Genomic DNA, 13,468 nt, shown 5'->3' with positions numbered 1-13,468 from the left:
TTTTCTTTCTGTCTCGCCTTTCTGTCTCGAATGGGTTTCTTCAACCTCTATTCACCACCTTGGCAATTTTCATAACAGCTTGGTTTCCTCGGACACACGGCACCTCGTGAGCATATCACGCGCGCATCTGACTGAATGCCTCGCTCAATCCAGTTAATGTTCAGTATTTTAGCGATGGTGGTGAATTCCCGGCTGATATGACGTGGAATGGGGGCGCTACCACCCTGACTGACGCATAAACTTTTGAGTTCCTGAGCGATATCGTGTGAATTCCCGCCCTGAGCATCAATGGCTGGGTTAAGATCGATGCCTGCGCACAAGACGCGGTTGTTCCCTGCAGGATCGGTCATGTTGACTGACTCACAGCAGTAAATTCTTGGCTCATCCCCGACGTTGAGAATAGAGATCTGCGCCGAGCTACCTTGTTGTGGCTCAGACAAGCGACGGAAAACAGCCCAGTGCTGACACGGGTCATTGACCTTCCGCATGTTGCCCCAAGGAAGCGGGATCCCGTTACCACGATAGACCGCTTTAAGCTTGTTTTGTCCGTACGCATCAAAATAGTGCCAGTGAGGATAGGGCGAAACCACGGTCATACGACGCATCGCAACCGATGGTGATACGCCTGCTTTGAGGTGGACGTCAATCTCATACCCGCTGCGGTCTAGTAATTGTCGGAAAGGGACTTTAGGGCAAAGTAGCGCGCCCGCAAAAAAACTCGACTCAAAATCACGCCACGCTTGCAAAATGTCTTGCGAGTTGAGCTCTGAGCTCGGCGTGGTTTGGTTGTAGTCCTCCCAACTGTTGGCATGCCCCACCGTCAGTACGCTTTTCAACCCTTCTTTGCTGTGCAGAACACAATGGCCGATATAGACCGCCAAATCATACTTAAGGCGAGTCGGATACTCTTTGAGGATTTCATTAAGGAACAGAGTTCCGGGCGGTTCAAAGAAGGATGTCACGACTTGCTTGGCGTTAATCCCAAGCTCATCCACCACATCTTGCGGTGCGCGTTTGACCCAGCGAATGGTGAGCCCAAGGCTTCGGGCAATGCCCATCAAATCTTCCGCTGAGAGGTTCAGGCGTTTGAGGCCCACTTCTTCTGCTGCACGTTCGAGATCAGGAAAGTGGTTTTGATGGCTCTCTTGATGAGCGCGAATCAGCAAATGAGCAAACTGACGACCTGTAATGCCGGTTTGCGAGAGCATCTCCGGAATGGCGATTTGGAGAATTTCATTCGAGAACAGAAAGCTCGGCTCAAGCGCCATGCCGCTGATCCCACCGCGGTTGCCTTTATCAGGCGTGATGTCGGCCTGTTCTGGCTCGTCATCTAAGAACCAAGCGGGATCTTTTTGGAAAACTTGTGCAATGACCTCCAGCATGTCGATGCTTGGCACGCGTTTTCCTCGTTCGATCATTGAAAGGTAAGAGACCGACGGTGCGTATTCAGGGCTAACTCTCACACAGCGTGCAGAGAGATCCTCCATAGTTAAGTGGTTGCGTTTTCTCAGGTTTCTAATTTTTGTCCCGAGGAAATGGGATTGGCGAATCAAGCTTTTTGACACTGGCATTTTGTAAAATTCACATTGTAAAATTTTTGTTGTGAAATTGTAGTCAAAAATTCACTAGTATACAAAGTAAGCAAAGTCACAAATTTGCAACTTGTTAAACGCGAGTTTGAAATATTTGCTCTAGGACATGATGCTGTGAAATATCCGTGAGGGAAACACTATGAATATGCTGACATTCGATAAGACAGAAATCCAAAATCAAAACCGCCCTTTTATCGCTGAAGCAGTCTTCGCGGTAGAGACCATCAACGCTAATCAAGCAAGTGAAAAGCAAACCAAATCGAAGCAGCTGCTCGATAGACTGTTCCCCCTAGAAAATGGGTCGCACAAAAATGTCACAGCGTACGTGATCGACTATCGACACGTTATGGCGTACTTCAAAGACGGCAGTCACAGTGGTCTCAAGCATCCCAAACACTTTGTTGCTTACACAGGAAGTAAAGAGACGCCTGCCTCCTTACTGCTTCGTGATGGGACTGGCAGCCATGTTGAAGTGACCTTTGGCCATCACAAAGGGACAGGTTGTGTGGAGCTCGTGTGTATCGATGACATCCAGCTTGAAACCTGCACCATGTTCCCTCACGAAATGGGTAAGATGTCGGCAATGCGTCACTGGATTAGCCTCGTCAAAGGCGATGAGAAGGGTAAACCACAAGCGTGTACAGAAGAGAAAGAGTACACAGCGAAAAATGGCGACGATTACCAATTAGGCTGTTGCTACACTATGGGCAACTAAGCGCCACTATAGTACAAAGTCAAAAAAGGATACGACATGCGTATCCTTTTTTGTTTATTGGGTTTGGCTTTGAGCCACGCTGCTAAAAATGAAGTTGAATCACTGACGTGACAACAGCACCTGGACGGCGAACGCCTTCAATTTCGACTTTGATCTCGCGCTCCACCTCTAATCCTTTACGGATCGGCGTGACCTTAGACAAAGTACTGACCGCACGGACTCGGTTGCCTGCTTTGACTGGGTAAGGGAAACGCACTTGGTTCAACCCAATGTTGACGACCATCTTAGCCGTCGGGAATAGGCTGTTGTCTGGATCGACACTGTCGGTCAATTTTGGCAGCAGAGCCAAGGTCAGAAAACCGTGAGCGATGGTTGTTTTGAATGGCGATTCACTGGCTGCACGCTCAGGATCCGTATGGATCCACTGCATGTCTTCCGTAACCAAACCAAATTGGTTGATGCGCTCTTGTGAGACATCGAGCCATTCACCCGTATGAATTATCTCGCCTAATTGAGTCTGTAGCTCATCAAAGACAGCTTGGGCTTGCGGTTTAAGTTCGATTGGCTTCTCAACAGGCTCAGATGCCTCATCGTTCACTGCGGGTTGTTGAAGATCGCGCAGTCGAGTGAACAATTGACGGTTATTGGCCTTGCTTAAAAAGTCTCCCCAGTACTCACGTACCGCAGGCGACATCCATTGCATGAGATCAGAATGATGCTTTGAAATTGACTCACCACGATGTTTGAACAAGTCAGCAACTTTCATAACAGCCTCGAATTTATACAGAATACCTAACGAATTTTCTAATTTTGAATTAGTTCACATTATTGTTCAAATACTTTCGGGCGCACATGTGTTAACTGAACAGTGTTTTAATTAATAAATTCAAATAATTAACAATAAAACACTATTTTATTGGCTCATTAAAATTAGAGCTACAACACTAGTGTTTCAAACCAATGACACCCGTTAATTGGCTAAAAAATCACAGTAGAGAGACAGTTTTTGCTCACATTGTCATCACTCGAACAATTCAAAGCAAATTAGCACTTTACAACCTTTCTCCAAGTACCTAATATACGCCTCACCGACGGAGAGATGGCTGAGTGGTTGAAAGCACCGGTCTTGAAAACCGGCATACGTTAATAGCGTATCTAGGGTTCAAATCCCTATCTCTCCGCCACTATTCTAGAAAAAACCGCTGTTTTTACAGCGGTTTTTTCGTTTCTGGGATCTGGTTTTTCTTTTCGAGACACTCTATGTTGAATAGAGTAAGTACCATAGGAAAGGGAACGCATGCCGCTCAGACCATTCAACAAAGGTGATATTGATCAACTCATTGCTTGGATCGATTCTTCTTCGCTCAATTACCAATGGGGCGGGCCTACCTATCAATTCCCCCTTACGAAAAGACAGATCGTTAGACACATTAAACGTCAAGAAGTGACGCCATTTCTCTACGAACGTGATGAACAGAGCGTTGGTGTTGCCGAACTATTTTTTGTTGAAGAGGGGCACTATCGTATATGCCGAGTGTTTGTCAGTGATTCACACAGAGGCCAAGGCGTGGCCAAGCAGATGCTTAAGGCGCTGATCATTCACGCGGCGACAACACTGATGGCCCAAAAACTCTCTCTGGTTGTGTTTGCACACAATCACCCCGCTATCCGCTGTTATCAATCCCTTGGTTTCGAAACGGTGGCGTTTGAGCAAGGTGCACGAAAGCATGACGGTGTGTCTTGGGATTTGATCAAAATGGAAAAATACTTAGATCATAATGACCAAGCGCGTTAGCACTTGGTCATTATGATTATCGCTTAATTCACCACTTCAGACCAAGCGAGCACGCCACGCACGGCGCGTTTCCAACCACTGTAGCGGGCTTCGCGTTTCTCCGGATCATCGTGAGGGATAAAGGTATGATCGATTTCCGCTTTGTTGGAGACTTCCACCAATCCATCCCAGAATCCGACCGCAATACCGGCTAAGTATGCGGCGCCTAGTGCGGTCACTTCAGTCACTTTTGGTCGCTGAACTTGGGTGTTTAAGATGTCAGCTTGGAATTGCATCAAGAAGTTGTTCGCCACAGCGCCGCCATCGACGCGCAGTGTGGAGAGTTTGATGCCAGAGTCTGCTTGCATCGCATCAATCACATCGCGGCTTTGATAGGCGATACTCTCGAGCGTGGCACGAATGATGTGATTCGAACCTGTGCCTCGCGTCATTCCGACAATGGTGCCGCGAGCATACGCATCCCAATACGGCGCACCCAACCCAGTAAACGCCGGCACCACGTACACGCCATTGGATGAGTCTACTTTGGTCGCGAAGTACTCTGAATCGTGGGCATCTTCGAGCAATTTCATTTCATCTCTGAGCCACTGAATCGACGCACCGCCCATAAAGACAGAGCCTTCCAGCGCGTAGGCGACTTCACCTTTTGGCCCGCAAGCAAGGGTCGTGAGGAGGCCATTTTTCGAGGTGACTTTCTCATGACCGGTATTCATCAGTAGGAAGCAGCCGGTTCCATAGGTGTTCTTGGTTTGGCCGGGCTCGACACACATTTGACCAAACAGCGCCGCTTGTTGATCGCCAGCGATACCGGCAATAGGGATGCGAGTGCCGCCTTTACCGCCAATATTAGTTTTGCCATACACTTCTGAGGACGGTCTCACCTCAGGCATCATGGATAGGGGGATGTTGAACTCTTGCAAGATGCGTTCATCCCACTCAAGGGTGTTGATATTAAACAACATGGTACGAGAGGCGTTGGTGTAATCGGTGACGTGCACACGCCCTTGAGTCATCTTCCAAACCAGCCAGGTATCAACGGTGCCAAACAGCAACTTCCCTTCGTTCGCCAGATCGCGGGCGCCTTCAACATTGTCGAGAATCCATTTGACTTTGGTGCCGGAAAAATACGGGTCTAACACCAGGCCAGTGTTCTCTTTGATGTAGCTTTCAAGGCCGGAACGTTGCTTCAACTCTTTGCACAAGTTGGCTGTACGACGACATTGCCAGACAATCGCATTGTAGATGGGGGTACCGGTCTCTTTGTTCCATACCACGGTGGTTTCACGCTGATTGGTGATACCAATCGCGGCGACCTGATCTGAGGTGATGCCTTTTTGTCCTAGCGCTTCGATGAGTGTCGAGCTCTGTGTGGCATAGATTTCCAGTGGGTCATGTTCCACCCAGCCGGCTTCGGGATAAATTTGCGTGAATTCGCGCTGTGCGACGCTGACGATGTTGGCGTCGTGATCCAGTACAACGGCACGAGAACTGGTAGTTCCTTGGTCAAGAGCAACAATATATTGAGTAGTCATAGGGTAATCCTTGTTATCACGTTATGCTTTTTTGTAGGTAGACCTTGTCGAGTTGACGAGGCACCGCGTGCATTATGGGTGCACTTCATTATCTTCAACGACGCAATCATCACATTGCGCTGGGCTGGTGCAGCCGCCATCGTCGGGGAGGTACGCGCCGATGACTTTCGGGTACAGCCAGCCGCCAAAGCAGGCTCCAGCGATGGGTGCGATGATGGGGACGATGAAATAAGGAATCTCTTTCGCGCCAGTGAGGGCGTAGTCCCAGCCCGCTAAGAAAGAGAACAGTTTAGGACCAAAATCGCGCGCGGGATTCATCGCAAAGCCGGTCAAAGGCCCTAATGAACCGCCAATCGTTGCGACCAGTAAGCCAATCAATAGCGGCACCATCGCCCCGCGAGATTCACCACCGTTGTTGGAATCACCAAAGGCCAAAATGCCAAACATCAGCACGGCGGTGATGGAAAATTCCACGGCCATCGCCCCGCCAAAGGAGAGCGATGGGTTAGGGAAGGTGGAGAAAATACCGGCGGTCGCCAGCGCTTCAGGCATGTCTCTTGCGATGCCGTTGGCCAGTTCCCATTCGACGAACAGGTTGCCATATAAGCCATAGATGAGCGCCGCCGCGCAAAACGCGCCAGCGATTTGTGAGCCGATGTAGGGGATGACTTTGTGTTTTTCAAACCCATGGAAAGCCGCAAGCGCGATGGTCACCGCTGGGTTAATATGCGCGCCCGATACACCTGCGGTGCAGTACACCGCCAGAGCGACCGCCATGCCCCATACAATGCTCACTTCCCACTGACCAAATTGAGCGCCTGTCAGTACTAACGCTGCGACGCAGCCCACCCCCCAGAAAATGAGTAATCCGGTTCCTATAAACTCGGCAATACACTGCCCTAATAGAGTGTGATCTTTACGTATAGCCATAATGATGTCCTTAAGGTTGGATGTTGGTTCGGTACAACAAAAACCGATTGAGCGCGAGTGAGTGTATAGAAAAGGTTGGATATGAAACGGTACTTCGCTCTCATATGAAGTTAATTTGAGCGAAAATGTTTTTATTTTGTTCGTTTTTGTTATCTATTCCACATAAATGTCATGGTTAATTGGTGGTGTTAACTAATAGTTAATCATGGATTACGTAGAAATACGCGCTTATAGTGCTTTATTGTTAGTGCTTTATCCTGATCTTTCTCCAGTTGTTCATTAAAAATGTCAATTCTTCTCTTACTCCATCTATGTTGTGAAAATAATCAATTAATGCTCGTTCGAGCATTTGTGAGTGTGATCTCGAAATGATAGCCACAAACCGTGCGAGACTAAAAGCAGAATAGACAAACGGGAGTCGGCGATGGCAACGCGATTTGAAACTCAGGTGGTCATTATTGGCGGCGGCGCAACGGGAGCAGGGGTCATGCGTGACTGCGCGTTGCGCGGCATCGATTGTATTTTGGTCGAGCGTGATGATTTGGCTGCGGGCACCTCGGGGCGCAATCACGGTTTACTCCATTCCGGTGCGCGTTATGCGGTGACGGATGCGCATTCGGCGAGAGAGTGCATTCAAGAAAATCGGATCCTTAAACGCATTGCGCGCCATTGTGTTGAAGACAGCAGCGGGTTATTTATCTCATTACCAGAAGATGGTCTTGAGTACCAAAAAACCTTTGTCGACGCATGCCAAGCCGCTGACATAGAGACAAGACTTCTCAGTGCTAAAGAGGCGCTTAAGCTGGAACCCAATGCAAATCCAAGCCTGCTCGGCGCGGTGCAAGTGCCCGATGGCACTTTGGATCCGTTTCGTTTGTGTGCCGCCAATGTGCTTGATGCCAAAGATCACGGCGCGCGTTTATTTACCCATACTCAGGTCACGTCGCTTATTCGAGTTGCAGATCAAGTGCTGGGTGTACGCTGCCAAAGTAGACGCTCGGGCGAGTCTTTTGAGATCTGGGCTGATCAGGTGGTCAATGCTGCGGGCATTTGGGGGCAGACTATTTGCGAATACGCCGATCTCAATATCACCATGTTCCCAGCGAAAGGTTCGCTGTTGGTGCTCGATTATCGCATCAATAATGTGGTGTTAAATCGGTGTCGCCAGCCCGCTGACGCTGACATTCTGATCCCCGCCGATACGATTTCGCTCATCGGCACTACGTCAGAGCACATTGATTACGATCAGATCGATCGCTTAGAAGTGAGCGCCAAAGAAGTGGATTTGCTGTTAGAAGAAGGGGCGAAACTTGCGCCGATCATGGCGCACAGTCGTGTGCTGCGCGCTTATGCGGGGGTGCGTCCTTTGGTCTCCTTGGATGACAATGGCAGTGGTCGAAATATCAGCCGTGGTATTGTGTTGGTGGACCATGAAAGTCGCGACGGCCTAAAGGGCTTCACGACCATTACCGGTGGTAAGTTGATGACCTACCGCTTGATGGCCCAAATGACCACGGATTTGATTGCTACTAAATTAGGTCATGTGGCGGAGTGTGACACTCACCGCCGTCCGCTGCCCGGCTCTGAACCTCCTCAAACCGCCAAGCGTCGCCATGCATTGCAGGCCAAACCGGCAGAATTAGCCGCGGTGGATCGCCACGGTCAACGCGTCATCAGCTATCTCATGAAAACCCCGCAAAGCCAAAGTGTGATATGTGAGTGTGAAATGGTCACCAGTGGCGAAATCGAATACGCGATTAAAGAGCTTGATGTTCACAACCTGACTGATCTTCGCCGCCGGACGCGTCTTGGAATGGGACCCTGCCAAGGGGAGCTTTGCACCTACCGCGCGGCGGGGCTTTTCGATGAGTTTACCCAATGTAGCGGAATAGAATCAGGCGAGCTGTTGGTCGAGTTTCTTGAAGAGCGCTGGAAAGGGGTGAAACCGATTTTATGGGGAGATGCGCTACGTGAGGCCGAGTTCAGTTATTGGGTCTATCAGGGCCTATTGGGTATCGAACCCACCGACTATAACGCACAGTTAACCCGCAACGAGGAGGCGACAGATGCTCAATTATGATGTGGTTGTGATGGGCGCAGGACTATCCGGCCTAAGTGCCGCACTGCGCTGTTTGCAATTGGGCCTTAAGACAGCGGTGGTCTCTAGTGGGCAAAGTGCGATGCATTTTTCATCAGGCTCGATTGATCTGCTCGCCCACTCGCCAGTGACGGGGCAGGCGGTGCGCTTACCGTACCCAGCGATAGACGAACTGACGCAAGCTTGCCCAATGCATCCCTACGCTAAATTAGGCGCAGACAAAGTGCGACAAGCGATGCAATGGTTCGGCGCTATGATGGCTGAGCAAGGCTTGCCGATGCGCACCTTAGGTCAAGAAGAAAACCACTTGAGACTCACAACGGTGGGCACGCTTAAACCGACGTGGTTTTCTCAGCCTTATGCGTTGTGTACGGATTTTGATGGGTCAGCGCTCAGCGCTTTTCACCGAATTACTGTGGTATCGATAGCGGGCTTTCGAGATTTTCACCCCAACATGACTCGTGATTACCTTGCGCAGCAACCGATGTTCACAGGCAAAACCATCCGCAGTATCACTGTAGACCTGCCTTCGCTGCGTGGGTTTGGCCGTCAATGTGGCGATCTGCGCTCTATTGATTTATCGCGCTTATTGCGACAGCCCCACGTCCTGAACGAATTCGCTCACCAACTTTTACGTGTGTCTCAAGCGGATGATGCCGTGGTCATACCTGCCTTGCTCGGAAATGGCGATGGGCTAATCCTCCTTGAACAGCTGAGAGTGCAGACACAGCGACAGTTATTTGAAGTGGCGACCATGCCACCATCGTTGATGGGCATACGCATTGAAGAGTGTTTGACTCGCGCGGTTCGTCAGTTGGGTGGCGTGGTGCTCAAAGGTGACAGCGTGGTTGGCGGCGAGCTCATCGAGTCGGAATCGGGATATCAGCTGGAGCAAATTTATACCGAGAAGATGAGCAAGACGCCATTGCGTGCGGCTCACTATATTATGGCGACCGGCAGTTTCTTTAGTGGTGGACTGGTGGCTGAGAGACAAGCCGTGCAGGAGCCGCGTTTTCACTTTGACGTTAGTGCCGATGACGAGCGTGACCACTGGGCCAATGACGCGTTTTTTGCTGCCGACTCCCAACCTTTCTTGGCGTTTGGCGTCAAGACCAATGCCGATTTTTCCCCTCTACTGAATGGCGAGACGGTGCGCAACGTGCGTTGCGTTGGCGCTCTGTTGCAGGGCTTTGATCCGATTAAGCAAGGTTGCGGGGGCGGCGTCGCCATCAGCACCGCTTATCACGCAGCCACTGCAGTCGCAAAGAGCCATCAACACGCAGCTTTTAAAGAGGAGGTTGAGGTATGAACGCTCAAGTTGGTCAATTGTCTTTTGAAAACTGCATCAAATGCACGGTGTGCACCGTGTATTGCCCGGTCGCCAAGACCAACCCTCTTTACCCCGGCCCGAAACAGTGTGGCCCGGATGGCGAACGCTTGCGCATCAAAAGCCCAGATTACTATGATGAGGCCCTGTCGATGTGCACCAACTGCAAGCGATGTGAAACCGCTTGTCCTTCTAGGGTTCGCATTGGTGATTTGATCGCGAACGCCAAAGGCTCCTTAGGGAAAAAAACGCTTAGCCCAAAAACCGTACGCGATTACGTGCTCAGCCACACCGACTTGTTCGGTTCACTGGCCACGCCGATGGGACACGTTGTCAACAAGATGACGCAACTGATTCCAGTCAAAACTATTTTGGACAAAACCTTAGGGGTGGATCACCACAAGTCCTTACCTAAATATGCCCAAGGCACGTTTCGCGCATGGTTTAAAAAGCACAAGTCGTCACAAGCAAAGTTTTCCCGACATGTGAGCTATTTTCACGGCTGCTATGTCAATTACAACCATCCGCAACTGGGCAAAGATGTGGTTGCGGTCCTAAATGCGATGAATTATGGCGTGACCTTACTCGATAAAGAAAAGTGCTGCGGCGTACCCTTGATTGCCAATGGTTTTTTAGACAAAGCGCGTAAAAACGCGCGAATCAACGTTGAGCAGATGACCGCTGCGTTACATGGCTCCAGCCACGGCGTGATCTCAACGTCATCCAGTTGCTGTTTAGCATTGAAAGAGGAGTACCCTCACGTGCTAGGGGTTGAGAATGATGCCATTGTCAACGACGTGCATTTTTTCAGTCGTTTTTTGCTGCGCGCGTTTGAGCAAGGCGAGGGGCCGACACTCAAACCATTAAACAAAGTGGTGGTGTACCACACGCCGTGCCACCTTGAGCGGAGTGGTGAGCATCTTTTTACCATCGAACTGCTTAAACGGATCCCCGGTCTAAACGTGATAGTGTTAGACAGTCAGTGCTGCGGATTAGCGGGTACTTATGGATTCAAATCGGAAAACTACGCCACCTCAATGGCGATAGGGGCGCCTTTATTTGCGGCGATGGAAGAATCCGGTGCGGACTATGCGATAACCGACTGTGAGGCGTGTAAATGGCAGATTGAAGAAAATACTTCCCTCGCGTGTCACCACCCGATGACGTTGTTGGCGATGGCGCTTGAGTCTCAATCTCCTTATCCAAGTAATTAAAGACGACATCTTCGATGGCTTAGCGCTATGATGTCAAAGAACAGACAATCAAAAGGATAGGGCGATGAAGTGGTGGCTAGGCTTGAGTATGGTGCTATTGGCATCAGTGGTGAATGCAGAGGAGGAGGCGCATCAGCCCTTTGTACAGGTGTCGATGACATTAGAGTTGGAGGGAGTTGAGCGGGCACTGGATGACACCCGACAGTCGTTAGATACCATTGGTAGCGCGCTTGCAGACATCGCGCAAAGTGAGCACTTGACAGGGCAACAGCAAGAAAAACTCGACCAAACCATTGGCAATCTCAACGAATTGGTATTGCTCTCTAGACAGTCTATGGAGGCACTGCCAAGCGCGTTTCAGCACTCTAAACAGACCATCGCCACAAAAAGTCAGCAGTTCTTTGATGAGCTGCGCCAGCAAGTGCTGGTGGCGATCGCACTGATTGGAGTGGTCATCATCGGGATAATATCGGCCATTTTTTGGTTCGTGTTGCGTCCGATGCAAGCGACACTGCTCGGCGCGACTTCACATCTCTCCTCAATGGCCGGAGCAATAAAGACCACAGCACAGGCGCTAGACTCGATCTCTCAGCAGCAAGAGGAAATAGCCAAACGGTTAGAATCGGCGCAGTCTTCATCGCGTTGATCTCATCGTGGACAGAGTTGACATGGCGGTAGAGTAAGAGTGACCACTTCATTTGGATTGCACGTAAAACCCTCGAACAATGAGGAGTACACATGCAATCTATCAACGTCGTCTGGTTTAAGCGCGATTTTCGGCTGAGCGATCATGAGCCACTTAATCGCGCTTTAAAGACAGGAAGACCGACATTACTTTTGTGTCTATTTGAGCCAGAGTTGCTCGGCAATCCCCACTACAGTGAGCGGCATTGGCGCTTTGTGTGGCAGTCACTACAAGATCTCAATCAGCGACTGGCCCCCTTTGAGGGTGAGGTTCACTGCCTGCAAGGTTCAGCAGAAGCGTGTTTCGAGGCGTTGGCGGAGTGTTACATCATTGCCGCCGTTTACTCCCATCAAGAAATTGGTTTAGATGTGACTTTCCAACGAGATCGGCGCATGAGCCAATGGTTCAAACAAAAAGAGATTGCTTGGTTTGAATCGCCGATGGGCGCAGTGATTAGGGGAGCGAAGAATCGAGACGGTTGGGATCAACATTGGTCATCCGTAATGCGCACATCGATTGAATCTGTGCCGCTTTCCGACGGCAATATCGCTCAACTCGATCAACGCTGCCAGCAATGGCGTGTGGATCCCCCTGAGGCTTGGCAACAAAAAGTGAGTGGCTTTCAAACCGGTGGCGTGACGATGGCGTGGCGTACATTAGAAGATTTTTTTGATCGCCGAGCGATTTCTTATTATCGAAGTATCTCAAGCCCTACGGCTGCTCGACATGCGTGCAGTCGATTGTCACCTTATCTGGCTTGGGGAAATCTGTCGTTGCGCGAAGTCTATCAAGCACTGCTGGCTCATTGGCATAGTCCCGGGTTGAGGCGAAGCATGGTCGCCTTCTCTTCGCGGCTACATTGGCATTGCCATTTCATGCAAAAGTTTGAGTCTCAGTGTGAGATGGAGTTTGTTTGCGTCAATAGGGCGTATGATGCCTTGTTGGCCAGAGAGTGCGTGGAAAGCACAACAAAACTCAATGCATGGAAAGAAGGGCGAACCGGAATACCCTTGGTGGATGCCAGTATGCGTTGTTTGCATCGTACAGGGTACTTGAACTTTCGTATGCGCGCGATGTTGGTCAGTGTGTTGACGCATCACATGAACATCGATTGGCGCTTGGGCGCTGACCATTTGGCGCAGCTGTTTCTCGACTTTGAACCGGGTATTCATTATCCCCAGTTTCAAATGCAAGCCAGTGTCACAGGCACCAATACCATTCGCATTTACAACCCGGTCAAACAGGCGCAGGAGCACGATAGCGACGGAAAATTTATCTACCAGTGGATACCTGAGCTTTCAGAGGTGCCTACACCGCTGCTGTTCAAACCGTGGACCATGAGTGCAATGGAAGCCGCGTTGTATCAGCTGCCCCAAGAGAGCCCTTATCTCAGGCCAGTGATTGATCTCGATGCTGCGGCTAGTGAAGCGCGAGAGCGTTTATGGGGTTGGAAAAAGCGTTTAGATGTTAAACGTGAGGGACGTAAGGTGCTTGCCACTCATGTTCGTGCTTCGTCAACAGTCAACGCGCGGTGATCGATAGCGAGTTGACCGCGTACGAATCGCCATCAGTAATGTCGA

The 13,468-nt window shown here is 50.2% G+C and carries 11 protein-coding genes and 1 tRNA gene; 8 read left to right on the top strand and 4 right to left on the bottom strand.

Annotated elements, in window-relative coordinates; translation table 11 throughout:
- Positions 1-47: 47 nt before the first annotated feature.
- Positions 48-1,571 carry a DUF3612 domain-containing protein gene (locus AC6R0S_RS04355; RefSeq protein ID WP_334552139.1) on the bottom strand — a complete coding sequence of 508 codons (1,524 nt, stop codon included), beginning with the start codon at positions 1,569-1,571 and terminating at the stop codon, positions 48-50.
- A 160-nt stretch (positions 1,572-1,731) separates the two neighbouring features.
- Here AC6R0S_RS04355 and AC6R0S_RS04350 point away from each other — a divergent pair, with 160 nt between their 5' ends.
- Positions 1,732-2,307, top strand: coding sequence for an aldolase/citrate lyase/malate synthase family protein (locus AC6R0S_RS04350; RefSeq protein WP_500637297.1), 576 nt, complete (start codon positions 1,732-1,734; stop codon positions 2,305-2,307).
- 82 nt (positions 2,308-2,389) lie between these two features.
- On the opposite strand, the gene AC6R0S_RS04345 is transcribed toward AC6R0S_RS04350, so the two are convergent.
- The gene (locus AC6R0S_RS04345; protein WP_500637296.1) at positions 2,390-3,073 is read right to left on the bottom strand and encodes a MaoC family dehydratase; all 684 of its coding nucleotides are present in this window, start codon (positions 3,071-3,073) and stop codon (positions 2,390-2,392) included.
- A gap of 327 nt (positions 3,074-3,400) precedes the next feature.
- On the opposite strand from AC6R0S_RS04345, the gene AC6R0S_RS04340 reads away from it, so the two are divergent.
- Together AC6R0S_RS04340 and AC6R0S_RS04335 are read left to right on the top strand one after the other, a co-directional pair.
- Positions 3,401-3,491, top strand: a tRNA-Ser gene (locus AC6R0S_RS04340).
- A 113-nt stretch (positions 3,492-3,604) separates the two neighbouring features.
- On the top strand, positions 3,605-4,102 hold the full coding sequence (locus tag AC6R0S_RS04335; protein WP_500637295.1) for a GNAT family N-acetyltransferase: 498 nt from the start codon (positions 3,605-3,607) through the stop codon (positions 4,100-4,102).
- Positions 4,103-4,125: 23 nt separating this feature from the next.
- Here AC6R0S_RS04335 and glpK read toward each other — a convergent pair whose 3' ends face one another.
- Together glpK and AC6R0S_RS04325 are read right to left on the bottom strand one after the other, a co-directional pair.
- Positions 4,126-5,634, bottom strand: a complete 1,509-nt coding sequence (gene glpK / locus AC6R0S_RS04330; RefSeq protein ID WP_500637294.1) for a glycerol kinase GlpK — start codon at positions 5,632-5,634, stop codon at positions 4,126-4,128.
- A 72-nt stretch (positions 5,635-5,706) separates the two neighbouring features.
- Positions 5,707-6,564 carry an MIP/aquaporin family protein gene (locus AC6R0S_RS04325; RefSeq protein WP_500637293.1) on the bottom strand — a complete coding sequence of 286 codons (858 nt, stop codon included), beginning with the start codon at positions 6,562-6,564 and terminating at the stop codon, positions 5,707-5,709.
- A gap of 424 nt (positions 6,565-6,988) precedes the next feature.
- Here AC6R0S_RS04325 and glpA point away from each other — a divergent pair, with 424 nt between their 5' ends.
- The 5 genes from glpA (at position 6,989) to AC6R0S_RS04300 (ending at position 13,423) form a co-directional block, all read left to right on the top strand.
- Positions 6,989-8,644 carry an anaerobic glycerol-3-phosphate dehydrogenase subunit A gene (gene glpA, locus AC6R0S_RS04320; protein ID WP_500637292.1) on the top strand — a complete coding sequence of 552 codons (1,656 nt, stop codon included), beginning with the start codon at positions 6,989-6,991 and terminating at the stop codon, positions 8,642-8,644.
- The gene (gene glpB / locus AC6R0S_RS04315) at positions 8,631-9,971 is read left to right on the top strand and encodes a glycerol-3-phosphate dehydrogenase subunit GlpB (protein ID WP_500637291.1); all 1,341 of its coding nucleotides are present in this window, start codon (positions 8,631-8,633) and stop codon (positions 9,969-9,971) included. The genes glpA and glpB overlap by 14 nt, the downstream gene beginning before the upstream one ends.
- Positions 9,968-11,203 carry an anaerobic glycerol-3-phosphate dehydrogenase subunit GlpC gene (gene glpC, locus AC6R0S_RS04310; RefSeq protein ID WP_500637290.1) on the top strand — a complete coding sequence of 412 codons (1,236 nt, stop codon included), beginning with the start codon at positions 9,968-9,970 and terminating at the stop codon, positions 11,201-11,203. The genes glpB and glpC overlap by 4 nt, the downstream gene beginning before the upstream one ends.
- Positions 11,204-11,267: 64 nt before the next feature.
- Positions 11,268-11,849, top strand: a complete 582-nt coding sequence (locus AC6R0S_RS04305; RefSeq protein WP_500637289.1) for a hypothetical protein — start codon at positions 11,268-11,270, stop codon at positions 11,847-11,849.
- A 92-nt stretch (positions 11,850-11,941) separates the two neighbouring features.
- Positions 11,942-13,423, top strand: coding sequence for a cryptochrome/deoxyribodipyrimidine photo-lyase family protein (locus tag AC6R0S_RS04300; protein WP_500637288.1), 1,482 nt, complete (start codon positions 11,942-11,944; stop codon positions 13,421-13,423).
- Positions 13,424-13,468 lie beyond the last annotated feature (45 nt).

It is taken from the genome of Vibrio sp. R15-SG3-ISO1B (assembly GCF_059833835.1).
This window is presented reverse-complemented; position numbering and strand designations above follow the sequence as displayed.